This window comes from Mycobacterium sp., from assembly GCF_035570115.1.
In the GTDB taxonomy this organism is placed as follows: domain Bacteria; phylum Actinomycetota; class Actinomycetes; order Mycobacteriales; family Mycobacteriaceae; genus Mycobacterium.
Genome location: NZ_DATMLH010000087.1, coordinates 44,337 through 69,418 on the forward strand (window position 1 = coordinate 44,337; position 25,082 = coordinate 69,418).

At 64.3% G+C, this 25,082-nt stretch carries 23 protein-coding genes; 12 read left to right on the forward strand and 11 right to left on the reverse strand.

Translation table 11 applies throughout. The features are described from left to right. The first annotated feature begins 161 nt into the window (after window positions 1-161). Window positions 162-1,994 (forward strand): APC family permease, encoded by a 1,833-nt coding sequence (locus VNW74_RS07045; RefSeq protein ID WP_325675886.1) that lies wholly within the window; start codon window positions 162-164, stop codon window positions 1,992-1,994. 22 nt (window positions 1,995-2,016) lie between these two features. Here the strand turns inward: VNW74_RS07045 and VNW74_RS07050 are convergent, their stop codons facing one another. Further along, window positions 2,017-2,523 (reverse strand): carboxymuconolactone decarboxylase family protein, encoded by a 507-nt coding sequence (locus tag VNW74_RS07050; protein WP_325675887.1) that lies wholly within the window; start codon window positions 2,521-2,523, stop codon window positions 2,017-2,019. A gap of 236 nt (window positions 2,524-2,759) precedes the next feature. On the opposite strand from VNW74_RS07050, the gene VNW74_RS07055 reads away from it, so the two are divergent. Continuing rightward, on the forward strand, window positions 2,760-3,293 hold the full coding sequence (locus VNW74_RS07055) for a hypothetical protein (RefSeq protein ID WP_325675888.1): 534 nt from the start codon (window positions 2,760-2,762) through the stop codon (window positions 3,291-3,293). A 24-nt stretch (window positions 3,294-3,317) separates the two neighbouring features. Here VNW74_RS07055 and VNW74_RS07060 read toward each other — a convergent pair whose 3' ends face one another. The 4 genes from VNW74_RS07060 to VNW74_RS07075 all read right to left on the reverse strand — a co-directional run bounded on the left by VNW74_RS07060 (window position 3,318) and on the right by VNW74_RS07075 (window position 8,559). Next, complete coding sequence (locus tag VNW74_RS07060; RefSeq protein ID WP_325675889.1) at window positions 3,318-4,406, reverse strand: hypothetical protein; 1,089 nt, start codon at window positions 4,404-4,406, stop codon at window positions 3,318-3,320. 62 nt (window positions 4,407-4,468) lie between these two features. Further along, the gene (locus VNW74_RS07065; RefSeq protein ID WP_325675890.1) at window positions 4,469-7,207 is read right to left on the reverse strand and encodes an AAA family ATPase; all 2,739 of its coding nucleotides are present in this window, start codon (window positions 7,205-7,207) and stop codon (window positions 4,469-4,471) included. A gap of 61 nt (window positions 7,208-7,268) precedes the next feature. Next, window positions 7,269-7,745 (reverse strand): winged helix-turn-helix transcriptional regulator, encoded by a 477-nt coding sequence (locus VNW74_RS07070; protein ID WP_325675891.1) that lies wholly within the window; start codon window positions 7,743-7,745, stop codon window positions 7,269-7,271. A gap of 46 nt (window positions 7,746-7,791) precedes the next feature. Continuing rightward, complete coding sequence (locus tag VNW74_RS07075) at window positions 7,792-8,559, reverse strand: glucose 1-dehydrogenase (RefSeq protein ID WP_325675892.1); 768 nt, start codon at window positions 8,557-8,559, stop codon at window positions 7,792-7,794. A 162-nt stretch (window positions 8,560-8,721) separates the two neighbouring features. On the opposite strand from VNW74_RS07075, the gene VNW74_RS07080 reads away from it, so the two are divergent. From VNW74_RS07080 to VNW74_RS07100, 5 genes are all read left to right on the forward strand, one after another. After that, the gene (locus tag VNW74_RS07080; RefSeq protein ID WP_325675893.1) at window positions 8,722-9,408 is read left to right on the forward strand and encodes an isochorismatase family cysteine hydrolase; all 687 of its coding nucleotides are present in this window, start codon (window positions 8,722-8,724) and stop codon (window positions 9,406-9,408) included. A gap of 6 nt (window positions 9,409-9,414) precedes the next feature. After that, complete coding sequence (locus VNW74_RS07085; protein ID WP_325675894.1) at window positions 9,415-11,235, forward strand: acyl-CoA dehydrogenase; 1,821 nt, start codon at window positions 9,415-9,417, stop codon at window positions 11,233-11,235. 36 nt (window positions 11,236-11,271) lie between these two features. After that, window positions 11,272-12,708, forward strand: coding sequence for a wax ester/triacylglycerol synthase family O-acyltransferase (locus VNW74_RS07090; RefSeq protein WP_325675895.1), 1,437 nt, complete (start codon window positions 11,272-11,274; stop codon window positions 12,706-12,708). An 11-nt stretch (window positions 12,709-12,719) separates the two neighbouring features. After that, a complete protein-coding gene (locus VNW74_RS07095) occupies window positions 12,720-13,562 on the forward strand; it encodes an alpha/beta hydrolase (protein ID WP_325675896.1) in 843 nt (280 codons plus the stop codon). A 169-nt stretch (window positions 13,563-13,731) separates the two neighbouring features. Next, a complete protein-coding gene (locus VNW74_RS07100) occupies window positions 13,732-14,586 on the forward strand; it encodes an MBL fold metallo-hydrolase (protein WP_325675897.1) in 855 nt (284 codons plus the stop codon). Between the two features lie 104 nt (window positions 14,587-14,690). Here VNW74_RS07100 and VNW74_RS07105 read toward each other — a convergent pair whose 3' ends face one another. Both VNW74_RS07105 and VNW74_RS07110 read right to left on the reverse strand, forming a co-directional pair. Then, complete coding sequence (locus tag VNW74_RS07105) at window positions 14,691-15,479, reverse strand: enoyl-CoA hydratase/isomerase family protein (protein WP_325675898.1); 789 nt, start codon at window positions 15,477-15,479, stop codon at window positions 14,691-14,693. Between the two features lie 3 nt (window positions 15,480-15,482). Beyond that, window positions 15,483-15,932 carry a hypothetical protein gene (locus tag VNW74_RS07110; protein ID WP_325675899.1) on the reverse strand — a complete coding sequence of 150 codons (450 nt, stop codon included), beginning with the start codon at window positions 15,930-15,932 and terminating at the stop codon, window positions 15,483-15,485. A 171-nt stretch (window positions 15,933-16,103) separates the two neighbouring features. On the opposite strand from VNW74_RS07110, the gene VNW74_RS07115 reads away from it, so the two are divergent. Beyond that, a complete protein-coding gene (locus VNW74_RS07115) occupies window positions 16,104-16,634 on the forward strand; it encodes a helix-turn-helix domain-containing protein (RefSeq protein WP_325675900.1) in 531 nt (176 codons plus the stop codon). Further along, a complete protein-coding gene (locus tag VNW74_RS07120; protein WP_325675901.1) occupies window positions 16,631-19,369 on the forward strand; it encodes a helix-turn-helix transcriptional regulator in 2,739 nt (912 codons plus the stop codon). The genes VNW74_RS07115 and VNW74_RS07120 overlap by 4 nt, the downstream gene beginning before the upstream one ends. 13 nt (window positions 19,370-19,382) lie before the next feature. Here VNW74_RS07120 and VNW74_RS07125 read toward each other — a convergent pair whose 3' ends face one another. The 4 genes from VNW74_RS07125 to VNW74_RS07140 are packed head-to-tail and all read right to left on the reverse strand — an operon-like array spanning window position 19,383 to window position 22,498. Then, entirely contained in the window at window positions 19,383-20,147 is a 765-nt protein-coding gene (locus VNW74_RS07125; RefSeq protein WP_325675902.1) for an SDR family NAD(P)-dependent oxidoreductase, read from the reverse strand. Between the two features lie 20 nt (window positions 20,148-20,167). Next, window positions 20,168-20,629 (reverse strand): tautomerase family protein, encoded by a 462-nt coding sequence (locus tag VNW74_RS07130; protein ID WP_325675903.1) that lies wholly within the window; start codon window positions 20,627-20,629, stop codon window positions 20,168-20,170. A 52-nt stretch (window positions 20,630-20,681) separates the two neighbouring features. Further along, window positions 20,682-21,605, reverse strand: a complete 924-nt coding sequence (locus VNW74_RS07135; protein WP_325675904.1) for an alpha/beta hydrolase — start codon at window positions 21,603-21,605, stop codon at window positions 20,682-20,684. A 35-nt stretch (window positions 21,606-21,640) separates the two neighbouring features. Continuing rightward, the gene (locus VNW74_RS07140) at window positions 21,641-22,498 is read right to left on the reverse strand and encodes an MBL fold metallo-hydrolase (RefSeq protein WP_325675905.1); all 858 of its coding nucleotides are present in this window, start codon (window positions 22,496-22,498) and stop codon (window positions 21,641-21,643) included. A 367-nt stretch (window positions 22,499-22,865) separates the two neighbouring features. Between VNW74_RS07140 and VNW74_RS07145 the strand changes: the two genes are divergently transcribed. The 3 genes from VNW74_RS07145 to VNW74_RS07155 are packed head-to-tail and all read left to right on the forward strand — an operon-like array spanning window position 22,866 to window position 25,048. After that, window positions 22,866-23,585, forward strand: a complete 720-nt coding sequence (locus VNW74_RS07145; protein ID WP_325675906.1) for an alpha/beta hydrolase — start codon at window positions 22,866-22,868, stop codon at window positions 23,583-23,585. Between the two features lie 32 nt (window positions 23,586-23,617). Next, window positions 23,618-24,139 (forward strand): DUF302 domain-containing protein, encoded by a 522-nt coding sequence (locus VNW74_RS07150; RefSeq protein ID WP_325675907.1) that lies wholly within the window; start codon window positions 23,618-23,620, stop codon window positions 24,137-24,139. A gap of 3 nt (window positions 24,140-24,142) precedes the next feature. Then, window positions 24,143-25,048: an NAD(P)H-binding protein gene (locus tag VNW74_RS07155; protein WP_325675908.1), complete on the forward strand. Its 906-nt coding sequence runs from the start codon at window positions 24,143-24,145 to the stop codon at window positions 25,046-25,048. Window positions 25,049-25,082: the final 34 nt, after the last annotated feature.

The following is a 25,082-nucleotide window of genomic DNA, read 5'->3' on the forward strand; positions in this document are numbered from 1 at the left end:
TACCGCAACGAGTAATGAAAATTGTTCCACGGCGCGCGATTTCATTTGGATGTCGGCCTGCGTACATGCGCACGTTGACACTGGATTGCTTGATCGTCACCTAAACGGCCTGGGTGAGCTTTAATGCAGCGGCCCGCGCGTTCACGCGGTTAAATCGGACCGTGGTTGAAACCCTAGAGCGAGCACCGCACGTCCATCGAATCCCTGATCCTCGCTTCCGGCGACATCATAAGGGCGACTCGCACCGGCTGACCGCCTTCGGAGGTCTTGCCGCGATGTCGCTGGACGCCTTGTCCAGCGTCGCCTACGGCCCGGAAGCGATCGTCCTCGGTCTGGTCGTCGCAGGCGCTGCCGCGGTGAGTTTCACGGTGCCGATCTCCATAGCGATCGCCGTGTTGCTGCTGGTGCTGGTGATCTCCTACCGGCAGGTGATCGCCGTCCATCCCGACGGTGGCGGTTCGTATGCGGTGGCGAAGAAGGATCTAGGCCGAGGGCCGGCTCTGCTGGCCGCGGCGAGTCTGGTCGTCGACTACGTCTTGACCGTGGCGGTGAGCCTGTCAGCGGGGGCCGACAGCTTGGCGAGTGTGTTTCCGCCACTGGCGCATCACGGGCTCGCGCTGTGTCTGGCGGGACTCGCCATACTCGCCGTGATCAATCTGGTCGGTATCGCAGAGTCGGCCAAGGTGCTGATGGGTCCGACACTGTTGTTCATCGCCGGGATGTTCGCAATCATCATTTTCGGCTTCTTCGAAGACGCTCCGGTGAAAATGATCGGCGATTTCCACCCGATTCACGCCACCGAGGCGCTGGGCGTGGTGGTGATTCTCAAGGCGTTTTCAGCAGGTTGCTCCTCGCTGACCGGGGTGGAGGCGATCGCCAACGCGGTGCCGGCGTTCCGGTCGCCGGCGGTCAAGCGGGCCCAGCGCTGTGAGATCGCATTGGGAGTCTTGCTGGGGGCGATGCTTTTGGGTCTGGCCGTCCAAATCCGGTTGCACCATGTAGTTCCCCGCGACAACGTGACCATTCTGGCGCAGTTGTCGGCAGGCGCGTTCGGAACCGGATGGCCTTTTTACGTGATCAACCTGTCGGTCACCCTCGTGCTTGCCTTTGCGGCCAATACCAGCTTCGGTGGCCTGCCGGTGCTGCTGCAGCTGCTGGCCAGGGATCACCGTCTGCCACACATGTTCGCGCTGCGCGCCGAAAAACCGGTGTTCCGATACGGCGTCACAGCGTTGGCGCTGCTGGCCGCCGCGGTGCTGGCCGCCGTCAACGCCGACACCCAGCGGTTACTACCGGTGTTCGCGATCGGGGTATTCATCGGGTTCACGATCAGCCAAACCGGCCTGGTGTTGCACTGGCGCCGTGAACGCGGCCCGCGGTGGCAGGGCTACATCCTGCTCAACGGCTTCGGCGCAATCCTCACAGCGGTAGCCGGGATCGTGTTATTTGCAAGCAAATTCACCGAAGGCGCGTGGCTGCTGTTGATACTGGTGCCCTCGTTGATCCTGCTTTTCGACCGGATCGAACGCTACTACCGGTACGCGGCCGTCCAGTTGGGCCTAGGGAAGGTACCTGTCAAGCCGGAGCGCGGTGTCGACACGCAGGCGATGATCGTTGTCCCGATCGTCGCGGTCAGCTGCGTGGCCGAGCGCGCGGTGCAGGCCGCGCTGCGGATGGGCGGCGAAGTCGTACCAATCACTGTCGAGGTCGACCCGGATTCGACTCAGCGGGTGGTCAGACAATGGCAAGATTGGGACCCCGGGGTGGAACTCACGGTCTTGCCCAGCCCGCACCGCAGCCTAGTCACTCCCACCATCAACTTCGTACGAAGCGAGATCGACAAAGGCCGCCACGTCACCGTGTTGCTCGCCCAAGTCTCGCCCAAGCACTGGCGCCACCGGTTGCTGTACAACCAGCGCGGCCCGCTCCTCGAGGCGGCACTTCGCACACGCACCGACGCGATCATTGCCTCGCTGGCGATCCACATCGACTGACCGGAGCCCCGGCCAAAAGTTGTTAGCCACTCCCGAATGCGTTGGAGCCCATCACAAGCGCCGCCGTCCCGCCGTAGAGGTATCCGACCTCCACAGCCTCGGTGATCTCGGCCTCCGAGGCGCCCGCGGCGCGAGCAGCGTTGGCGAGGTCCCGCACACCGTCCGGGTGCGCGGCGATCGCGTCGGTGACCATGCCCATGAGTAGCTTGTACTTGCCCGAAATGGCACCGTCTTTCAAGATGTGCTCGCGCATCGCGGTGTAGGAGTCGCCGAACTGCGGATCGCGCTGCCCGATCGCTCCGAGCCATGGAGGTGCAGATGGGTCCGCACCGGGATGAGCGCAGTCACCGGTCGCCGCGGCGGGACCGGCAGCGTCGCCGCACCCATCGGCCCGACCCGGTGGGGCGGTGTGGATGAGCATGGCAACGCCAACGATCAGCGCAGCGGTGCAAGCCTTCAGTCTGTCGAGACTGGGATATTTTTCACGATGTCGAAGCGCCCTGACACGTAAGCAGGGTGTATCCGTCATGGGCAAACGGTACGTCTGCGACACCCGTAACGCAACCGAAACACATTGTGCCACTTGGATTATAGAATACCGGCATCATTGGAGAGACACACAAGCGCGGCATTGTCGGGTCCAAGGCCTGGGCGAGGCGGACTCCCCGTCCATGTCGTTGACGAGCCTGTGGTAATCGTCATATACCAGCGTGGTCGTCATAGAGTGCGCACGCGTCCTGGGTGATGGGATCGGGGTGCATAAGGATGGGACCGACGGACAAGATCGCCGCGGCAGCGTTTTTCATCTCGCTGTCGGCGCTGGTGACAAACGTCGCGTTGATGTGGCTCAAGTGGCCCCGGATCGTCGTCGAGGTAGCCGTACGCCATAACGGCGAGCTGCCCGCCACCACATCGCCGCACGGGCCGATTCACTCGGCCGGTGCCGTGTTCCTCTTGGCCGTGATCAACAACGGATCCGAACCCGTAACCGTCACTAGCGTTGGCCTGACCCAGCGCGGCCATGGCGCGCACCGCCTCGACTACCTGCATACCTGGAGAGGACCTGCGCCTGATCGCCTGCCGAAGGCACACGGTGCCGACGACACGCTGACCATGCCACTGCGTATTGACGGACATGGCTGCCGTGTTTTCGAGTACTCGCCGTCAGCGCTGGCCGAAATCCCAGCCGGTGTCCATTACCACGGCTATGCCAAGCGCTACAAAGCGTTTCGCTGGCTCCCGAATCACCCCGTAGTAAGCGAGACACGCTCAAAGCAAACCGTGATGCGCAACCTTTAATCTGTTGTCGCGGAACGTGCTTCGCTATGTTCGCCGTCGTCGGACGTCCCGTGAGAATCTGGCCGGAGGGCGCTGCGGCGGGATCGGCGTCGACGGCCATCGCCGCGACCCGGTCCACAGTGCCGGTGGTGCGTCGAGCTTGTAGGTCAGCATCATTGCGACGCTGCCGTAGTTGGCTCGCCAGCCGCGAAAATGCGGCCAGGCTTCCTCGTCAGTCTGTTCGATCGGGTACCCGACTTCGCGCAGCATCGCGGTAGCCGCTTTGAATTCGTCGAACGACACCGTGACCGCCCCGTCGGGGTCAGGGGGGTCGTCGGGCACCGGCAAGCCCATGGAAATTGCAATCTCCCGCAACGCCACAAAGCCCATCCGTAGCGACAACCGCGTGGAAAGTTTGGGTTCTCGCGACGGAGTCAGCGATAGGTGCAGGGCAGCGGCATCCATCACCGCGATCAGCGCGATCAGCCAGTGCGACAGCGGTCGCGGCGAGCGGAGCCTGGCCAATGTCAGATAGGTGGTGTGGGATTCGGCGACCTCGGCGGCCCACCGTTCCCATCTGGTGAACAGGTCGTCGAGGAGAAACGGTACGTCGCCGTCCTCCCCGATCCCCCAACGAGTGCGGGCCAGAATCTCCGGCCCCCACGCCGGGACGCCGGCGCGGGAGCCAAGCAGGGTGACTTCGGTCTCACGCCGGGTGAACGCGGCGTAGTACGTGGGCAGGTAGCCGACCTGCAAGCCGATGACGACAAGCCCCGTGAAGGCCGCCAAGTATTCGAGCGTCGTGCTGCCCGTACCGGTCGGGGCGGCGTACCCCAGAGTGAACAGCGACGATCCAGCATGCGTAAGCGCATCTGCGACGTGCCCGTCCATACTCGGCAACAGCAGCAGCGCGAAGCCGATAGTTAGTAGGCCGAGCCATACCGCCAGCCGTACCAGCAACGACAGCGGCGCCTGCCACGCCAGCATCCGGTCGCGACGCTCGAACGACTGGACCCGTCTGGTCAGTTGGAAGAACCCGACGTCCAAGGATTTATCGACCAAGCGTGAAATGTGGGAATAGACGCCGCGCGGCACCACAAGGGAGCCCACCACGCTGAACGTCGTGCTCGTCACAACAAAGAGCCCCACAGCGAAGCCTAGCCACGCACCGATCACCACACCGCCGCCACATTCACTTAGTTCAGTTCGCCGCGTTCACGCAGCGCATTGGCCAACTGCACGCGCGACTGGACTGCAAGCTTCGAATATATCGAGCGGAGGTGGGTCCCGACGGTATTAACGGATATGCCAAGCGCCCTGGCAGCCGCTTTGTCGGTGTGGCCGTCGGCGACCAGATACGCCACTCGTCGTTCGGCCTCGGTGAGTGACCGGGGCTGCGGGTCGCTGTGGTCGCGGGCCCACTTTGCGCGCCGGGCGCCCGCTCGCCGCATGACGCGCTGAACCCCTGCCCGGCGGGCAACCGCACCCATATGGTCGTAGTCATCCCACGCGGCGTCGAGTTGGTGCAGCGCAGCCTCACGTTCGCCGGCGTTGAGCAGCATGCCGCCGTAGCCTTCCGCTCCGACGGCCCGCAAAACCCGCCGCGGACTGTGTTGCAGGACTTTCACCGACTCGGCCACCATGGCCGAATCACGGTTGAACAGCCCGCGCATATTCAATGCCAACCCGGTCAGCGTCGCGACGTCCGGATTATGCCGCGCACCTTCTTCAGCAACTTCAATCGCGCGCTCGGTGAAATCGGAAGCGCCGCATGCTATCCCAACTTCAAAAAGAATCGTCATCCAGCAAGGCCACCACGCCCAGTAGCTGCGCGATCGGTGCGGCGCCGCCATGAGTTCCGACAAGATTTGGCGGCTATTGTCAAGGTCGCCCTGCAGCGCGGTGAGCCAGCCCTGGGTGAATGTCACACCCGGATGCGCGCTCGGTTGTCCGGCCGTGATGTCGATGGCCAGCCCAAGTCGTTGCTCGGCAAGTGCTGCCTGGCCGCGCAGCAACGCGACGAAAGCGCGGATCAACGTGCCCTCCACGACGTGCACCATGTTGCCCACTAGCTGCCCCAGTTCCACAACGGCCTCGGCGACCTGATCGGCCTGGGGCAGGTGGCCGAGGTTGTAGTGCTGTTTAGCGTCAGCGAACAGCAGATCGGGCAGCAGCGACTCGGACTTACTATCGCTGTCCTCACGTGCGGCATCCAGGAGTATCTGGGCATCGTCGTAGCGATCGAGAAGCTGCAATTCCATGATCTCCTCAGCGAGGTAGGAATTCCTCGTGACCGATCGCAGTTCGCGGAAATGCTTCAGCGCCAACTGATGTCGGCGCTGAGCGTGAGCGGCTTCACCCGCTGCCTGCAAGGCCAGCGCGATTGCGTCACCGTCACGTGACGCGCGGGCTTGCGACAGCGCGGCGTTGGCCTGTTCAGCGGCCGCGTCGGCACCCAGGGTACGGGTGGCCGCCAACGCATGCGCGGCCTGAAATCGGGCAGCCAGATCAGGCCGACCGGAACTACGAGCGAGTCCGTCCTCCGCGCGATCCATCAGGTCGGCGACGCGTCCGCTGAGCCAGAGGGCTTTCACACCGTGGGTCTGGATCCGGCTGATCGTGTCCACGTCATCGACGGTGGCCAGCAGCCGGTCGGCCACGGCGATCGTGTCATTGGCACGTTGTGCGTGCGACAGCACCGATACCGCTCGTTCGCCCAGCTCCAGCCAGTACGGCTGTCCGGGGCCCACGGTCGCAAAGGCCTGAAGCGCAAGATCGGCGGCGTCGACAGCACTCGTTGTGACCAGGGCTTCCGCGGCGGCGACCATGATCCGAGCGTTGGACTCGTCACCGAAGGCGGCGGCTGCGCGCGCGTGCACGCCGGCCGACACCGGATCCGCCGCAGCGCCCGCGAAATGGCGTGCCAATCGTCCGTGAAGCCGACGCCGCTTCTCGCCGGACAGGCGTTCGTAGACCGCCTGCCGCACCAGGTCGTGTCCGAAGCTGAGTTCGCCGGCGGCCAGGGTCACCAACCCCGACGCGAGTGCTGCGGTGACCGCGTCGTCGTGTTGGCCTTCCGGCATCGCGTCATATAGGTCGGGTAGATCGGTGATTGACATCGCGCGTCCGGCAGCGGCTAGGGCCTCGATGAGTTCTGCTGCCGTGCAGGATAAGTCATCCAATCGCCGATACACGGCGGCGCGGAATTCGGCTGGAATGTCTTCGTCGCGCCCCGTCTCGGCGTACCGCGCCGCGCCGTCAATGACGTGGGTGGCCAACAGCGGATTCCCACCAGCGGCATCAAGCAGCTCGTCGACGCAGCCGTCAAGGCTGTTCCCGAGACGATCCCGAGCGATCTCGGCGAGCACCGCACGCGGCAGCGGGTCCAGCTTCAGGTGCTCGACTCCGACGGTGTCCGCAGCGCTGACGGTGAGACCGGCATCGTCGGAGCGACTGGCCAGCACCCACACCACGGGTCGCCCAGACAGCCGAGCGATCAACGACCGCAACGCGTATCGGCTGAGCCGGTCCGCCCACTGCACGTCGTCCACAGCGATCATCAACCGATGCACACCCGCCAGCTGCTCGAGGAGCCCGGCGATGCGATCAACCAGTATCAGCGGCTCGGCGGCGAGCCCGGCGATCTCCTGGAATTGGGCCGCGGTCAGTAGCGGATCCCGTCCGCTGCGCAGCAGCCCGATGATCGGTGCGCCGGGGGAGGCCTGCTCGATTTCGTCGCACTTGCTGCGCGCGACCCGGATGCGGGTGTGGGCTGCTTGACGGCATATCTCGGAGAGCAGCGCCGTCTTTCCGATCCCGGGCTCACCGGTGATCAGCACCACCCCGCTGGCCCCGTGCACACGCGTGCGGCGCACGGTAGCGAGTGCCGTCGCCAAGACCTCGTCGCGACCCCGCAGCGGCCCATAAGGTCTCATCGGCCGACCTTTCAGCCCCGCCGGCACGGCGACGATGTTTGCTCCCCCCGCGGGAGGGGGCTCATAGCCGATTACCGCGATGCATGATCAAGCCGCGACCGACGACCGGCTCGGTATCGCGGGCATCGATCTCCTGACCGCAGTCGGAGCACACCACCGACACGCCGACGCGATGCCCGCATGGCTTGTGCAGCAGGTCAACGGGCGGGGCCGCAAGACCGGTCCACTCGTTGCCCCATTGCATCAGAGCGACGTAGACCGGAAACAGCGCACGGCCCTTGGCGGTCAACCGATACTCGTTGAGATCGCGCACGGCATGCTCGGCGTAGCGGCGTCGTTCCAAAATGCCCTGGTCGACCAGCCTGTTCAGCCGTTCCGACAGCACGTTGCGCGCCAGACCGATGCCCCGCTGAAAATCCTCGAACCGCCGGGCCCCGTTGAATGCTTGGCGCAGGATGACCCACACCCACCGCTCGCCGACGATGGCCGCTGAACGAGCGATCGCGCAGTTTTCTTCGAGCAGATCGGCATGCTTCATCATCGATGAGGATAGCGCTGATTGCAGTTGCGTTTCAAAACTTAGTTCACGAGATGGTGAGGCCGCCGTCGACGACGAGCGTGGTGCCGGTGACGTAGCTCGCGGCGGGGCTCGCGAGGAACACCAGCGCGGCCGCAAGCTCATCTGGATCTCCCGGCCGACCGGCCGGCACCCGCGGAAGCTGGCTGTCGATGTAGCCCTCGGGGAACTGATCGGTCATCTCTGAGGGGAAGAACCCCGGAGCCAGGGCGTTGACGCGAATGCCCTTACGACCGGTCCACTGCACGGCCAGGTCCCGGGTCAGACCCGTCACACCGGCCTTGCTGGCCGAGTAGGCCGCCTGGGGCAATCCGCCGCTGGTCAGGGCGACGACACTAGACACGTTGATGATCGAGCTGCCCGGTTTCATGACCCGGCCACACGCTTGGGCCATCCAATACGATCCGTTGAGATTGATATCGATCACCTCGCGGAACTGCTCGGGTGATTCGCGCGTCGCCGGTACGGCGGTGCCCTTACCGGCGTTGTTGACGAGCACGTCGACATGGCCGAACTCCGCCATCGCCGCGTCGACCACGGCCTGTGCGTCCTCGGGACGTGCGACGTCCGCGGTCACGGTTAGCGCGCGCGGGCCCCGCTGCTCGATCAGGGCGCGAGTCTGTTCGAGCCGATCGGTGCGGCGCGCGGTCAGCACCAGGTCGGCACCCGCCTCGGCCAGCGCCTCGGCGAAGGCGATGCCCAGCCCGGACGATGCTCCGGTGACGATTGCCACCTTCCCGTCGAGCCGGAAGCGATCGAGGACCGTCGTCGTCATCTGGTTGTCCTTTCGTCCAAGGCACAGTCGCCATTTCCCATCTAGTTGCAAATTACTACTAGCGGAGTACGGTGTGAAGCCACCCGGTGTTGACCCAGACGCTGAGCAAGAGCCGACGGTGGCGGCTGGCAGCTCGCCCGGTGGACCAAAGGGAGTAGCGGTATGGCGCAGCCGTCACAAGCTGAGTTGACTTACGAACCTGAACTGACGGGGTTGCTCATCGTCGACCCCTACAACGACTTTCTCTCCGAGGGGGGCAAGCTCTACGAACTCAGCCGCTCGACACTCGAGGCGAACAACGTTGTCGAGCATATGCGGCAGGTCCTCGCCGCCGCGCGGGCGAATGGCGTGCGGGTCTTCATCGCCCCGCACCATCGTTGGCGCGAAAGTGATCCATATAGTCATTGGAAGACGATGCCGCCGGTCCAGGCCTCCGCCGCCAAGGGGCATATTTTCGCCGACGGAACCTGGGGCGGAGGTTTTCACCCCGATTTCGAGCCGCATCCCGACGAGGTCGTCGCTCAGGAGCATTGGCTCTCAAGTGGATTCGCCAACACGGACCTCGACCTCCAGCTTAAGAAGCACGGCCTCCGCGCTGTCATTGTGATCGGCATGCGCGCCAACACTTGCATCGAGTCGACCGTCCGGTTCGCAGCCGAGCTCGGCTACGAGGTCACGGTAGTAAAGGACGCTGTCGGCAGCTTTGGGCACGCCGAAATGGACGCCTCGCTGCAGTTCAACATCCCGGCTTACGCGGGCTCGGTCGTCTCGACCGACGAGATCGTCGGACGCTTTCAGTCACATCGACGGCCGAGGACATTCGGAAACCCAACGAACATCAATAGTTAGGTCCTCATGAAGCGCATCTACGCCGACTCTCACCCCCCGCTACTGAATCCCCGCGACATCGACTTTTTGCTTTACGAATGGCTCGACGTGGCAGCACTGTGTGACCGGCCGAGGTACAGCGAGCACTCCATCGAGTCCTTCGACTCGGTTCTGGATCTCGCGGCAGACATTGCGGTCAAACGCTTTGCCCCGCACTTCAAGACCGCCGACACGGAGGAGCCGTTCGCCAATCCCGACGGCACCGTGACCACGCTGCCCGAGATGAAAGCGGCATTGTCGGCGGTGGGGACCGCCGGACTTCTTGCCGGCGAATTCGACCACGACATCGACGGGTACCAACTCCCCTACGTCGTGTCGAGGGCCGCCTTCGCCTGGCTGCAGGCGGCCAACATCAGTACCGCCTCCTACCTGGGCCTGACCATCGGCAACGCCCACCTGCTGGCCGCCTACGGCAACAAGGAACAAATCGACACCTGGGTGCGGCCGATGCTCGACGGCCGCTATCTGGGCACGATGTGCTTGTCGGAGCCGCACGCGGGGTCATCGCTGGCCAACATCACGACACAGGCGGTCCAGCAGGACGACGGCACATACCGCGTCACCGGTACCAAGATGTGGATCAGCGGCGGCGATCACGAAATGTCGGACAACATCGTTCATCTCGTCCTGGCCAAGACACCCGGAGGCCCACCGGGCGTCAAAGGCATCTCGCTGTTCGTCGTTCCGAAATTTCTCGTCGATGACGGCGGCCGCCCGTCGACCCGTAACTCGGTGGTGCTGGTCGGACTCAACCATAAAATGGGCAATCGCGGAACGACCAACGCGCTGTTGAATTTTGGCGACGACTCCATCACGCCCAACGGCGTCAACGGGGCGGTCGGCTACCTTGTCGGTCAGGAATTCGACGGGCTGCGCCAAATGTTCCACATGATGAATGAGGCTAGGGTCGGGGTCGGATTAGCGGCCACGGCCCTGGGCTATACGGGGTATCTGCAGGCGCTGTCTTACGCCCGGACCCGGGCGCAGGGCAAACCCCTGTTGCGCGGGCGCGAATCCGTCGACGAGATTCCGATCATCTCCCATCCCGATGTGCGCCGAATGCTGCTCGCCCAAAAGAGCTATGTCGAGGGCGCTCTGGCGCTCGGTCTGTACTGTGGCCGCCTTATCGACGAAACACTCTCCGCCCCAGCCGATGCCGACCGCGACGACGCACGGCTCCTGCTCGAGGTGCTCACCCCGATCGCCAAGAGCTGGCCCTCGCAGTGGTGTGTTGAGGCCAACAGTCTGGCTATCCAGGTCCACGGTGGATACGGCTACACCCGCGACTACAACGTCGAACAGCTATACCGCGACAATCGACTGAACTCCATTCACGAGGGCACGCACGGCATTCATGCCCTCGATCTTCTCGGCCGCAAGGTGCTCATCGACAGCGGCCGCGGCCTGCGCCTGCTGATCGACAGAATCCGACGCACGAGCGGCCAGGCGTCGGCACTGGGACATCCGCTGGCGGCCTGGGCAGACGCACTGGCAGCGGCCGCGCAGCGGGTTGAGCACGCCACCCTATCGCTCTGGAAGGATGGCGACCCCGGCGCCGCGCTGCCCAACGCGACGGCGTACCTGGAGGCCGTCGGCCACGTCGTGCTGGCCTGGATCTGGCTGCAGCAGGCTGTAGCCGCGCACGGCGAGACCGGCGATTTCTATGACGGTAAGCGTCTTGCCGCGCAATACTTCTTCCACTACGAACTCCCCAAGACGGCCACGCAGTTCGACCTGCTCGATAGCGGTGACCGAACCACGACCGATTTGAACGAAAACTGGTTCTAGTGGGAGGGCTGGACCAAGTTTCCCCATGGAGGTGGGATGCAGCAGCTAACCGGTTTGGATGCGGCATTTTTAGCGCTCGACTCGCCGACGGCCTACGGGCACGTCGGCAGTGTCTCCATCCTTGATCCTCCGGCGGGCGGGGCGGTGACGCTTGAGCGGCTGACCGCGCTCATCGAGTCCCGCTTGCATCTGGTCCCGCCGTTTCGACGACGTCTGGCGGAGGTGCCGTTCGGTCTCGACAATCCCTACTGGATCGAAGACCCCGACTTCGACATCGAATTCCATGTCCGCGAACTCGCGTTGCCTGCCCCGGGGGATGATCGCCAGCTGGCGGTACAGGCGGCGCGGCTGCACGCGCGGCCACTGGACCGCCGCCGCCCGCTGTGGGAGACCTATCTCATCCACGGCCTGCAGGGTGGCCGGCAGGCCGTCTACATCAAGGTGCACCACGCGGCCATCGACGGGGTCTCGGGAAACGATTTACTCGCCGCGTTGATGGACACCACGCCGGAACCCCGCGGCGCCGACGAGCCAGACTCGTGGCGTCCGGAAACCGAGCCCGGGGCTGCGGAGCTGCTGGCGCGCAGCGCGGTGTCGCTGGCAACTAACCCGGTTCGGGCCGCGCGGGTCTCGGCGGAGATCGTGCGTTCGTTGCCGGCGATGGTCAACAGTCCCGTGCGCCCCTGGCTGCCGCTGATCGACCGGTTTTTGCTGCGCCGTGACCGAGGTGTCATCCTGTCGGCGCCGCCGTTGATCGCGCCCGCAACGCCCTTCAACAAGAACATCGGCCCGCATCGGCGATGGGCCTTCACCAGCGTCCCGCTGGCGGAAGTAAAGGCGATCAAGAACGCCGCCGGTGTCACCGTCAACGACGTTGTGATGGCGCTGTGCGCCGGCGCGCTGCGCACCTGGCTGCAGAAACACGACGCGCTGCCCGAGGGACCGCTGGTGGCCGCCGTTCCGGTATCGACCCGCACCGAAGAACAAAAGGGCACCCACGGCAACCGGGTGTCGTCCGTCATCACGCCGCTACCCACGCATCTGGCGGACCCGGCCGCGCGGCTGGCGGCTGTGCACGAGGCGATGCGCGCGGCCAAGGAACAGCACAACGCGCTGCCCGCCGAACTGCTCACCGACATCGCCGAGTTCTCGATGCCGGCATTGGCCAATCAGGCCAACCGGCTCGCCACCCGACTGCGCCTACTCGAGCGGGTCCCGCCGTTCAACTTGGTCATTTCCAACGTTCCCGGGCCGACCGTGGATCTCTACCTGTGCGGAGCGCGGCTCGACGGGATTTACCCGCTTTCGGCGATCGCCGACGGACAGGGGCTCAACCTGACCGTCTTGGGGTCGAACGGCAAGATCAACTTCGGCGCATTGGCCGACCGCGACCTGGTGCCCGATGTCGATCTGATCATCGACGCGGTCAAAGACGAACTCATCGCACTATCGGATGCTGTCGGGGCTGGCTGATGTCGAGCCCGATGACGCGGTCGCAGATACTCGCCGACACCGACGGCGCCAGCGCTCCCCCGTCGTGGCTCTTTGTGACAGACCCTGCCCGTGCGATGGCCGAGTTCGGTCTGCTCATCGCCGCGCTGCCGCTGAGGCAACTACTGCCGGTCGGCGATGGCCACCCGGTTCTGGTGTTGCCGGGCCTGCTCGCCGATGACGATTCGACCTGGACGTTGCGGCGCATCTTGCGCAACCTGGGCTACCGTGTGCACGGCTGGCGGCTCGGCCGCAACCTCGGGCCCACGGCTGCGGCGATCACCGGACTACAGAACCGCCTCGTCGACCTACAATCGCGATACGACTCTGCGGTAAGCGTGCTCGGCTGGAGCCTCGGCGGTATCTACGCGCGCATCCTGGCCCGCGACACTCCGACTGCGGTGCGCCAGGTCATCACGCTTGGCAGCCCGATCCGTCTCGCCCACGAACGTCAGTCCCGCGCCCGCCGCGCCTACGACCGTTACGCCCACTTGCATGTCTTGCCAAGGGAACTGCCGCTGGAGTCCGGCATAGCGGCGCTACGGGTGCCGGCGACCTCGATCTACTCCCGATGCGACGGCATCGTCGCCTGGCAGGCATGCCTCGACGTGCCGTCCGCGCGCGCTGAGAACATCGCCGTCGTCGGCAGCCATTTGGGGTTCGGTCACCATCCGGCGGTGATATGGGCTGTCGCGGACCGGCTGGCTCAGCCGCTCGGGGAGTGGGCGCCATTCCGGGCGCCCACCGCACTGCGGCCGCTCTATCCACCACCGGACACGCCACCCGCTCAATCACGAAGCGCGCCAACGCTGAACAACGCGGTTTCCTCTGGTTAAACCCACCACCTTCACTCGGTCGCGAGGTGGCTGGGACCACCCTGCGGCCGAACGGAGACCCGCACAATGCGGTCACCCAAATATGTGAGGTACCGCCAGCGGACGGCACGCAAGACTAATCGCAGGCGATCGGGAGGCCCTTCACCGAGGCGATTGAGGAGGTGACAGCGTGAGCCAATCGCTGCAGCACAAACTGTTTGTCGCAGGCCAGATCCCGCAATCCGGGCGCGGCCCGCTTCCCGACGGCAGCATGCGGATGTGGTCGCCGATCACCTCGACGCTGATCATGGGACGACACGAGGCCGTGCTGGTCGATCCCCTCCTCACCAACGCGCAGGCCGTCGAACTGGGTGATTGGATCGTCGCGTCGGGCCGCACCCTGCGGCAGATCTATGTCACCCACGGCCACGGCGATCACTGGTTCGGCGCCATCACGTTGCTGCAGCGGTTTCCCGACGTCGCGGTGCTCGCCACCGAGGGGACGAGCAAGCTGATGGCGGCCCAAAACCAGCCTGAGTTCCGCGCCAACTTCTGGGACCCACTCTTTCCAGGTCAGCTACCGACCGGCGAGGTGGACGTCTGCGTGGTCGCCCCGGGTGGTTTCGAGCTCGAGGAAGTCGCCCTGCGGCCAATCGAAGTGGGACATACCGACACCGACGCGACGACGATGCTGCACGTGCCGCAGATCGGTCTGCTGGTTGCCGGCGACGCGGTCTATAACGGCGTGCACCTATACCTGTCGGAATCCGGCGGTGTGACGGGAATCGACGAGTGGCTTGCTGCCCTCGACATTGCTGAATCTCTCAGTCCCGCAACGGTTATCGCTGGCCACAAAGATCCGCACGCAGCCGACACGCCAGCACATATCCAGGCGACGCGACAGTACCTGACGGACGCACGACGACTGCTCGAATCATCGGATTCCGCCGCAGCGTTCTATGCGGCCATGCTTGCTCTGCACCCCGACCGCATCAATCCCGGTGTGTTGTGGGGTGCAGCGATCACGCTGTTCCCCAAGGAGTGAGCGACTGGCGCCGAAGGCGCCGCGTATTACGCAGTAGCCAAGCCTAATTCGGTTAGCCTGGTGTGGTTCTGGTCCGCGAGCTTTTCGACATTCGCTACTCAGCGTTAGCCGCCGGCGAAGGTTGCATGCCCGGGACCAGACGTCAAGAAGCTGCGGATCCCGCCACGAGCGTCCTCGGTGTCGAAAAGGCCAACCGCGGCGTCGGCTAGCAGCGCGTCGGCGCCTGCGACGCCGCCCGCGGTGTAGCTGCGGGTGAGTTCCTTGACCACCGCGAAAGCGCGCGTCGGTCCGCTCCCGAGCCGACTGGCGAATTCCACAGCAGCGCCGTGCAACTCATCGGCGGGCAGCACGCGATCGATCACTCCCCACGCCGCGAACTCTTCCGCGGTATGCAACTCCCCGCCCAGCGCGACGGCGCGCGCACGTCCCAGGCCGGCACGCACGGCGATCCGCTCGACGCCGCCGGCTAGCGGAACAATGCCGAGCCGGGTCTCGGGCAGACCGAGCATTGTGCCCTCGGCCGCCCAGATCAGATCGCAGAACAAGGCCAGTTCAAAGCCGCCCGCCATGCACGTTCCGTGGACTGCGGCCAGCGTGGGGAACGGCAGTCGCTCGATGCGATGCCCCAGACCCAGGAACGAGCCGATCAGCGGCCTCAGCTGGTGTGCGGTCATGCCCGCGAACAGGGCAACATCCGCTCCGGCACTGAACACCTTGCCTTCGCCGCGCAACAGCAATGCCCGCAGTCCCTCTGCGGCTTCAACCTGGTCGAGTGCGCTAAGGAGATCGGAAATCAGCTGCTGGCCAATGAGATTCAGTGGCGGGCTGGCCAAGGTTACCGTCCCCAGCGGGCCGTCGCGGGTGAATCGGACCTTGGGGTCGGCACTATTCACTCGTCATTCCTTCCCGGCCGGGGCGGGTTGTAGCGCCTGAGCAATTTCACGACGGGCCGCCGCCACCAGTTCGGCGTTGGTATGCGCGTGCCCCCACAGCCCCCAGCCGCCTTCTATTGCCTCAGTCAGCAATATCCAGATCCGCTCGGGTGCCGGTGGCTTGCCGGGCGCCCCGGCGATCACCTCGGTGAAGCGGTTCACCACGGCGATCTGCTTGTCCCGATCCAACCCGCCGGCGTTGGTCAGCACTTGCACGCGTACGTAATCCGAACCACCTTCCACGTTGGAGATGGCGTCCGTGGAAAGTTCGTGAATGAACGCCGCGGTGTTCTGACGGAACATCGCGATATCCGGCACTCCCTCGATTGCCATTAGCTCAGCCGCCAGGCGGCGCGCCAACTCGTGCTTGTCCGCGAACGCACCCTCGGGTGCGTATACGTCGATCATCGGCATGGTGTCACTCCCTATCGGCCCCGAACACGAGTATCGGTCGCTGCGATTCGGCGCTCACTCATCCGAATATGTGATTCCCGGGGTGCACAATCCCTTGGCCGCCTCGGCGGGAGGTCGGCATCACAGGTCCATTCACTGGACTCATCGGCTATTTTCTGGTTTGATGGCAACATGCTGCCGAGCTCGTATGACAGGCAGGATTGTTCGCTGGCGCGCGCACTCGAGATCGTCGGTGAACGATGGACGCTGCTGGTGCTGCGTGATGCGTTCTACGGAGTTCGGCGCTTCAACGATTTCCTCGCACACCTGGACATGCCTCGCACGGTATTGAGCAACCGCCTGCGAGCTCTTGTCGAGAGCGGCGTGATGGTGAAGGTTCCCGATCCCAGCCATTCGGGGCGTTGGCTTTACGCGCTTACCGACGAAGGGATGGCGTTGTGGCCGGCCTTGTACGCGCTGCGCTCCTGGGGGGAACGGCAATCCGGCCGGCGACCAAGGGTCTTCACCCACGATGCGTGTGGCACACCGCTAGATCCAACGGCGCGATGCGAGACGTGCGGCGTCATGCCGGCGCCCAATCGGGTCTTCGTTGCACCCTTGGCTGAACCCAAGCCGGGAGCGCGGACCGATCCCGTGGCCCTTGGTTTGCGGCGAAAGCACCGCCTGCTTGATTTCCTGCCACTAGACAGCGACGTGGCATGAGGCCGTACGGCCCGCTGCGCGGCAGGGAGCACGAGTTGTCCACGGCGCTCGCCGTCATCCGCCGGACACGCACCCATGGCGCCAGCGGTGTGGTGTTGGTCTCGGGGGAGGCCGGAGTCGGAAAGACCGCGCTGCTCTCGGAAATTTGTCGTCAGGCGGCGCACATGAACATCCGTATCGCCCGAAGCAAGTGCGACGAGATCGAGCAGGCCTGGCCGGGAGCACCGATGGTCGGACTGCTGCGCACCGGCCGCGATCCCTTGCTGGCGGAGGCTGAATTCCAGGAGGTTAGCGCGCTGATCGCCAAGCCTCTGCTGCTAGTCGACCGTATCGCGGGCCATCTCGCCCGACTGGCTGATGCGCAGTGCATCTTGGTCGCCGTCGACGACGTGCAGTGGGCTGATCGTGTCAGCCGATATGCCGTGCGGGCGTGCATCTCCCGGCTCGTCGACGTCCCCGTCGTGTGGGTACTGGCCAGCCGATCCGACGACGTCGGTCTTGCCGTCAGCACCGCCGATAGTGTTGAAGTCGACCATATCCGACTAGGCCCATTGGCCGGCCCGGCCATCGGCGATATCGCGCGGGATCGCCTCGGCCCCAACCTCGATTCGCGCGTCGAGCAAATGCTCGACGCTGCCGGCGGCAATGCATTCCTGGCGGTCCAGATCATCGACGGGGTGGCGCAGCACGACGAAACCGCTGGCATGGATGGCATTCCCGCGGAGTTTAGATCCGCCGTCCGGCAGCGGCTAACCGGCCTGTCGGTTGCGGCGCGTCGGCTGGTCGAGGCAGTGGCAGCCAGTGGCCGTCCTGTGTCGCTCATCGACTTGGCGGAGCTGTGCGAGATGACCGAGGGTCCCGTGTATGACAAAGCCGTCAACGATGCGGTGGTATCGGCTCTGGTCAAGTCGACGGGCGCCGAGTTGAATTTCGGCCACGATCTGCTCAAAGACGCGGTTTATGAGCTGATAGCGCCCGACGTCCGGCGCCGCCTGCATGCCCGGTTCGCCTGTCATTTCGCCAACAATGTTGGCGACCAAGTGCTCGCCGCCGCGCACGCGCGCGTCGCGGTGTCCATCGGCGACGAGGCCAATGCCCGAATCATGCTCACCGCCGCGGAGGCATTGATTACCACGAGCGCCGTTGACGCCGCCGACCTTGCGCTGCAAGCGTTCCGGACGCTGCGCCCCGGGCAGCCGCATTGGCTCGAGCTAGGTGAACGAGCGGTCTCCGTGCTTTCACGCACCCAACGCGCCACCGACACGATTGCTGTGGCCGACGTACTCCTCGCGACCGTCGACGACGCCGATGTGGTCGGCCGGATCGAGACCCACACGGTCCAGCCGATGTGGCTTTCCGGCCATTCCGCCGCTCTCGTCGAGCGCGCCGACCGGGCCATTGCCAGGGCGGGAACGCGGCACGACCTCGTTGCGCGATTCCGCGCGGCCCGCGCATTGGCCCACACCCGGATCCTTGCCGCGGATCAAGCCAGCGACGAGGCCGACGTGGCGCTCTGCGAAGCGAGGACGTCGCACGACCATGATGCACTCGCCTTGGCGCTACAGGCCGCCGGCGAAGCGGCCCACAACGAACGTCGACATCAACTGGCCTTGAAGTATTTCCGTGAGCTGCGATCCGTGACAGGAGTGCCATACCTCGCCGAGGAGATCATGGAACTGCAGCTACTGGATCGCTACGACGACGCGCAGATGCTACTCGACGGCGCCACCAACGATAGCGGTGGCAAGGCGGGCTCAATCCTGCCGGATCTGTTGTTCGCGCAACTCAAACAACACTACAACTTGGGTCGGCTGCAGGAAGCCGATGAAACTGCATCGGCGCTCATTGAGCTCGCACAGGTGACGGGCACCACGGTGCACGTCATTGAGGGTCTCCTAATGCGCGCGACTGTGGCGTTGTTGCGTGGCGAGCCCGAGTTGGCCGCGCAACGGTTGCGACCCGCGTTGCGCCGCGCCGACGACGACGTGATACGCCATCCCGGGCTTTCATTCCTGTCGGGATGGTTGACCACCGAGCAGGGCGACGTCGATAGTGGACGGCTGATCTTCTCAGAGCTGCTGGAAACGTCCCAGCGGACGCGCAGCTATTGGGCATGGTGGCCGTGTTATGCAACGGTTCTATTCAGCATCGGATTAATCAGCGGGGCAACGAATATCACCGAGCGGACAGTCGAGTCCACCGAGGAAGGTGCGCGACGCAATCCCGACGTCGCCACGCTCAACGGATTGGCGTTGAATCTTCGCGGACGGCTCGGCGGCGACCTCGGCATGGTGGCTGAGTCAGTGAAGATCCTCCAACACAGCCCCCGACCGGTCTTGCGGGCCGCCGGGGCAGATCACTATGGCAGGCTGTTGCTGGCGGCCGGCGACCGCGACGCCGCGCTCGACCAGCTCGACGCAGCATGGGACGTGTACGACCAAATGGGCGCGTTGGCTCCACGGGCAAGGGTTCAGCGACTCATGAGGGAAGCCGGTGCCCGGCGCGCGAAGTGGGTTGGCGATCACACCGGGGTCGAGAAGGTGTCGCTCACCGAGGCCGAGCGCCGGGTGGCTTATCTGATCGCTGACGGCCACACCAACAAGTCGACCGCGAAATCGCTGAGCATATCGATCAACACGGTGGGCACTCACCTGCGGTCGATCTACTCCAAACTCGGAGTCCAGTCTCGCGTTCAACTCGTGAATATCTTGCGAGAGCTCGGTGAGATCGCCTGACAATCGTTGCGGCTCAGCTGGTTAGGACGCCGCCATCGACGGGCAGCGTGATGCCGGTGACGTAGCTGCTTGCGTCGCTGGCCAGGAAAAGCAGGGCCGGGCTGAGTTCTTCGGTACGGCCGAGCCTGCCTTCAAGCGTGCGTGGCAGCACCGCGCGCTCGATGTAGTCGTCAGAAAACTGATCGGTCATTTCGGATTCGAAGTACCCCGGAGCCAGGGCATTGACGCGAATCCCCTTGCGGCCCGTCCACTGCTGGGCGAGGTCGCGCGTCAGACCGATCAGTCCGGCTTTCGAGGCAGCGTAAGCCGCCTGTGGTATCCCGGCACTGGTCAAGCCCAGCACGCTCGCGATGTTGATGATAGTGCTGCCGGGCTGCATCACCCTGGCACATGCCTGAGCCATCCAATAGCACCCGTTGAGGTTGACATCGATGACGGACCGAAATTGCTCGGGAGTTTCTCGGGTAGCTGGTACGGAGGTGCCGACGCCCGCGTTGTTGACCAATATGTCGACCCTGCCGAAGGCGCGCACGGTGGCGTCGACGAGCTGATGACACTCGTCCGGGCTGGCCACGTCGGTTCGCACCGTGATGGCGTGTCGGCCGGCGTCTTCGACGAGTTGGCGGGTGGCTTCCAGGCGATCCTCTCGACGCGCGCCGAGTGACACGTCGGCTCCTGCACCGGCCAGGGCGGCCGCAAAAGCGACACCTAAGCCGCTGGACGCGCCGGTGACGATCGCGACCCGATCGTCGATCCGGAAGCGATCGAGGATTGTCATCGCACGGTTGGTCTTGGAGCCTATTTCGTCGACGCGGCGCTGGTTGGCTTGGACGGCTTGTTGTCCCGTATCCAGCGCTTTTCCTCTTCTGACCCCGAGTCAGGCGGACGCATCCCCTGAACGGTCCACTGATCTCGGGGTGTGTCGTCGATGTGGATCTCCCAGTCCAGTCCGCGGTCACGCACGAACGGGTGAATCGTCTTGTTGATGAATTTCAACAGCAGCTCTCTCAGCTCAACCGGCATCGCGTAGGCGATGTGGTCGATGGAAAACCGCACGAAGTCGTTTCGTGGCACACCGCCGATGAACAGTGACTCCTTCGGCACGTCGTGGAAGACGACCACCACATAAAAACGCGGCATCATCATCTCTGGAAGACCACCCGCTTGGCCGGCGTAGATATCGGTGATCGCGTTGGCGAAGGCGCGCTTGTCCTCGTTCGAATAGGTGCCTTCGGTGCAATAAACGTTCCACAGCGGCATGTGTTCTCCTTCCTCGCTGTGCTGTCCGTACTCGGTACTCGGTACGTGCTCTCTAGGTGCCGACTGCCGGCGCATCGAGTGCTTGCCGGTTTGACGACACCCCTAGGTGCTCGATGAACCAGTCGCGAGCAGGGTGAGCGGTCTGCTCGAAAAACGTTGCGTAGGCATCAAAGTGGCCGCCGTCGTAGGTGAGTAGCTTCTTCGGTTCCAGGGCGGTCTCGTATACCTCCCGCTGAACCTCGGTGAAAGTGGTTCGATCGTCTTCGGCCAGGATCATCAGCAGCGGCTTGGGCGCCACGTAGGGAAGCCAGCCCGCGGGCTCGAACTCGATGAAATTCTCGAGTGAACGAATCGTCGTCTGGTTGTTCCAGATCCCCGATTCGATTGCTTCGCGGTACTCCTCGGGAAATTCCCGAGGGAATGCACACAGTTCTTCCGAGTCTTCGGAAAGCATCGGCACCATCATCGGGGGTTCGCCAGCCAAGCGAGCGCGCCGGTCGATTGCGGCTCGGCGCCGGATCTCCCGTAGCTGTTCGGCGGTAAACAACTTGACCGCATTGCGGTGACCACTGACGTTCGGGATCTGGGCGACTACGCATCGGACTCGGGCGTCATTGGCGGCCGTGACGATCGCCAGTCCCCCCGAGAAACTCGATCCCCAAACGCCAAATCCTTGTTCGGAGTTGAATTCCGGTTGTGATTCGGCGAAGGTGATCGCGTCACGCAGATCGGTTATCTGTTTGAACACGTTCAGTTCCTGCCGGGGTTCGCCCTCGGAGGTGCCCCAGCCGCGATTATCGAAGTTGAGTACGGCAAACCCAGCTTCGGCAAACAAGGCGGCGTACGGGTCGATGAGCTGTTTGACTCCCCCGAAGCCGGGACACATGACGATTCCGGGATGCGCGCCCGCTCCGGGCGAGTGCAGGTAGGCGCGGAGGATCGTGCCGTCTTCAGTCTGAATTTTCGTGCGCCGCATAACCTTTGCCTTCCTTCGCATGAGGCCCGGGCGCCTCACACCCGCTTTCTTGAGAACCAGGACTGCGCTGAGAAGTGCAGCGTCCAGCGGTTGCCGAAGTCAGGATATTTCGACTTCATCAACTGAACCAGTTCGTCGGCGCTGTCGAGCCGCTTGGCTCCATCAGCGAAGTCACCGATGTACGACCGTGTTTCGTCCAGCATTCGAGTCGCCTCGTAGTCGGAGGACTCGGGTTTCCGGTGGCCGGCGACGATCATCCGGGCGGAGAGCTTCTCGATGGCATCCAGGCTCTGCAGCCAGCGATCCCAGCCGTTGGGACCGCTCAATCCGAGCATCGCGTGGATCTGGTTGTAAACCACATCACCGGCGACAACTGCATCGAGGTCGGGGATGTGGACGACTGTGCTGGGCTGGATGTCACCCTGACCGACTTCGACGATCCGCAGCTCGTGTCCTTCGAGCTCGATTGTCGATCCGTCGAGGGCTTCTGGAACGGCGGTTGGCTTGGCAACCCGTTCACCGAACATCGCCGCCCACTGCTGCGCTTCAATCTCTGCCGCCTGGTTGATGTACTCCACAACCGAGGCCGTCGCGACGACGCGCGCATCGGGGAATGCGGCCAACAAGTCGCCGGCACCGTACCAGTGATCGGCGTGACCGTGGGTCACGTAGATAGTCCTCAGCCGTTTACCCGTACGTCCGATGAACTGTGCCAGCGCAGCCACGTCCGTGCGAATGTGCTGCGCATCGATTAGAACGGCCTCTGACGTCCCGGACACCAGCGTGGACGTTGTTGCCGCAAACGTTCCCCCGCCTTGTTCGAAGGGCAGAAACGGGCCGATGAACACGTCGGCCTGTAGATCGGTTTTGGCAGCCGATGGGGAAATTGTCATAACCTACCTCTCAGAGTGACAGCTGTGGTCGAAGCCGTTGACGCCGAGTCTGTTTGACGAATTTGAAGCAGCTCTCTACTCATCCGGACCACCGTTCGAAGGCCGTCGATGTCGTTGTTGCAGCCCTTGATATCGAAGGTGGCATCCCGCGAGATGGCGATCCTTCACCTGTTCAGGTGAGGTCCGTTGTTGCCGCCGCAGTCCAGGGCCGAAAAGGTGCTTAACCGACCGCCGAAGCTTCTCACTCGAAAACGCGACCCCGACGCACGCAGCCGCCTCACCCAAATGGATGACGGCGCGCCAGATAGCGCCATGTCATGTTTGATGGCGAATCGCGAGGCCCGCTAACTATTCAGGGACAACGATCATGCCTAAATCAAGGACACCGACGATCGTTTTGGTGCATGGCGCTTTCGCTGACGCGTCCGGATTCGCCGGCGTGATCCGCGAGCTGCAAAGCGCCGGCCACACCGTCATAGCGGCGCCCAATCCGTTGCGCGGCCTCGCCGGCGATGCCGCAGCGATAGCGACCAGGGTGGGTGCGATCGACGGTCCAGTCGTCCTCGTCGGGCATTCCTACGGAGGTGCTGTCATCAGCCAAGCCTCGGCTGGATTGGACAATGTCACTGCGCTGGTCTACCTGGCCGCATTCGGGATCGACGAAGGTGAGAGTTGCGCTAGCGTGCAGCAACCTTTCTCGCCCTCGCTGCTGGCAACCACTTCCTATCCCACCGGCTACGACGCGCCGGGCGCATCGCCGGGGCCCGACCTCTACATCACGAAGGAGCGTTTCCGTGAGACGTTCTGCGCGGACGTGCCCGTCGATGTCGCCGAGGTCATGTTCGCCACTCAGCGGCCGCTCTCCCTGGCCGCGCTCACCGAAAACGCCACCGCCGCCGGCTGGAAAGCCAAGCCGTCGTGGTATCTGGTCTCGGAGCACGACAACGCCATCGCACCGGATGCCGAGCGGTTCATGGCCGAACGCATGGGCGCCACCACCAAGTCCATCGCCGGTTCCCACACCGCCTTCATCGCTCAACCGGTGACCGTCGCCGGTTTCATCGCCGACGCACTCCGGACCGCGTGACCGGCCTTACCGGAAAGGAAACCACGGAGCACATGACCACCAACACCATCGCCCTCGATCACCCTTCCCGACGCCTGGTGGTAGCGCTGCCCGCACGCTACGACGAGGCCCGCGAGCAATACGAGACTCTGGTTCCCGAAGTGGATTTGGCTCGTTTCGTCCAGATGGCTTCCTGGCAGGCCACCTTGGAGCTCGCCGAAATCAATGCCCCGCACGGGTTCATGCGCTATTACCGTGGCGATGTCACCGCCCTCATGGCCGGCTCGACGTCACTGTGGAAGGCCACGCAATACCTGATGGGCAATCACACCATCGCCGAACGCATGTTCCGCTACGACCCGTCGGTGATGCTGCATGCCCCACTGCGGACCGTGCTCTACGCCGACCCCGATGGCGACACCAAGCTCGCCGTCGACCAACCCAGCCTGCTGTTCAATAGCTACGACAAGCCCGAAATCGCCGATGTCGGCTATGAACTCGACGGCCTGCTTGCTCAACTCATCGAACTGCTCGGCGCTCAAGCGCCCGCTCAACTACGCGCCCGCGTGGCCTGAGGGATGGCTCCGCCGTACCTGATCACTGGCGCGGGCGGCGGTATTGGCAGCGTCAGCCCGCGCGTCGTCGATCAACTTCTCGGCCATGGTGCGGCCGTGCGGGCGATGGTGCGCCGCGACGACTCACGCGCCGACGCGCTGCGCGCACTGGGAGCCGACGTGTTCGTGGGCGACCTGACCAACCCGGTGGACGTCGGCGCGGCGATGTTCGGCATCGAGCGGATGTTTTTCAACATGAGCGTCTCGGCGGACTACCTCGAAGCCACCGCCGTCGTGTGCGCGGCCGCCGAGGACGGCGACGGCCTGGAACTGCTGGTCAACATGTCGCAGATGACGGTCTCGCAGATGACCGCAACCAGCACCGAGGAATCCCGCCAACAACGGCTGCACTGGCTGGCCGAGCACGTCATCAACTGGTCGGGCATTCCCGCAGTGCACATTCGGCCCACGGTGTTCCTCGACAATCCGCTGTTCACCGTGCTAGCAGCCCGCTCCATCCGCGACAACGGACAGTTGGCGTTGCCGTTCGGCGCCGGCCGCACTTCGCCCATCGCCGCCAATGATGTCGCCGCCGTCGTGGCTACCGTGCTGCGTGCACCCCAGGATCACCTTGGTGCGGTCTACGAATTGACCGGCCCGACAGCGCTGGACATCGACGGGTTGGCCGAGCAGTACGCGAAAGCCCTTGGCCGGCCCATCACCGGGGCTCGGTTGCCTTACGACGAATGGCTCGAGCAGCTCACCCGCTCAGGCCTCGATCCGCATACCCAACAGCACATCGCCACCATGGCCAGGTTGCACCGCGACGACCGCTACAACCGGTTAACGCACGACGTCGAAGACCTCATTGGCCACCCGCCGGAGTCGGTGCAGGACTACGTCCGAGAGCGAAGGGACCTGTTCACGTGAACCGGCGGCGGCCGGCGTCCGACCGCGACGGCCA

Coding starts and splice junctions, on each gene's coding strand:
- VNW74_RS07050 (WP_325675887.1), bottom strand. CDS start 2,523: ATGACGGATACACCCTGCTTACGTGTCAGGGCGCTTCGACATCGTGAA.
- VNW74_RS07055 (WP_325675888.1), top strand. CDS start 2,760: ATGGGACCGACGGACAAGATCGCCGCGGCAGCGTTTTTCATCTCGCTG.
- VNW74_RS07065 (WP_325675890.1), bottom strand. CDS start 7,207: ATGAGACCTTATGGGCCGCTGCGGGGTCGCGACGAGGTCTTGGCGACG.
- VNW74_RS07070 (WP_325675891.1), bottom strand. CDS start 7,745: ATGAAGCATGCCGATCTGCTCGAAGAAAACTGCGCGATCGCTCGTTCA.
- VNW74_RS07075 (WP_325675892.1), bottom strand. CDS start 8,559: ATGACGACGACGGTCCTCGATCGCTTCCGGCTCGACGGGAAGGTGGCA.
- VNW74_RS07080 (WP_325675893.1), top strand. CDS start 8,722: ATGGCGCAGCCGTCACAAGCTGAGTTGACTTACGAACCTGAACTGACG.
- VNW74_RS07085 (WP_325675894.1), top strand. CDS start 9,415: ATGAAGCGCATCTACGCCGACTCTCACCCCCCGCTACTGAATCCCCGC.
- VNW74_RS07090 (WP_325675895.1), top strand. CDS start 11,272: ATGCAGCAGCTAACCGGTTTGGATGCGGCATTTTTAGCGCTCGACTCG.
- VNW74_RS07095 (WP_325675896.1), top strand. CDS start 12,720: ATGACGCGGTCGCAGATACTCGCCGACACCGACGGCGCCAGCGCTCCC.
- VNW74_RS07110 (WP_325675899.1), bottom strand. CDS start 15,932: ATGCCGATGATCGACGTATACGCACCCGAGGGTGCGTTCGCGGACAAG.
- VNW74_RS07115 (WP_325675900.1), top strand. CDS start 16,104: ATGCTGCCGAGCTCGTATGACAGGCAGGATTGTTCGCTGGCGCGCGCA.
- VNW74_RS07120 (WP_325675901.1), top strand. CDS start 16,631: ATGAGGCCGTACGGCCCGCTGCGCGGCAGGGAGCACGAGTTGTCCACG.
- VNW74_RS07125 (WP_325675902.1), bottom strand. CDS start 20,147: ATGACAATCCTCGATCGCTTCCGGATCGACGATCGGGTCGCGATCGTC.
- VNW74_RS07130 (WP_325675903.1), bottom strand. CDS start 20,629: ATGCCGCTGTGGAACGTTTATTGCACCGAAGGCACCTATTCGAACGAG.
- VNW74_RS07135 (WP_325675904.1), bottom strand. CDS start 21,605: ATGCGGCGCACGAAAATTCAGACTGAAGACGGCACGATCCTCCGCGCC.
- VNW74_RS07140 (WP_325675905.1), bottom strand. CDS start 22,498: ATGACAATTTCCCCATCGGCTGCCAAAACCGATCTACAGGCCGACGTG.
- VNW74_RS07145 (WP_325675906.1), top strand. CDS start 22,866: ATGCCTAAATCAAGGACACCGACGATCGTTTTGGTGCATGGCGCTTTC.
- VNW74_RS07150 (WP_325675907.1), top strand. CDS start 23,618: ATGACCACCAACACCATCGCCCTCGATCACCCTTCCCGACGCCTGGTG.
- VNW74_RS07155 (WP_325675908.1), top strand. CDS start 24,143: ATGGCTCCGCCGTACCTGATCACTGGCGCGGGCGGCGGTATTGGCAGC.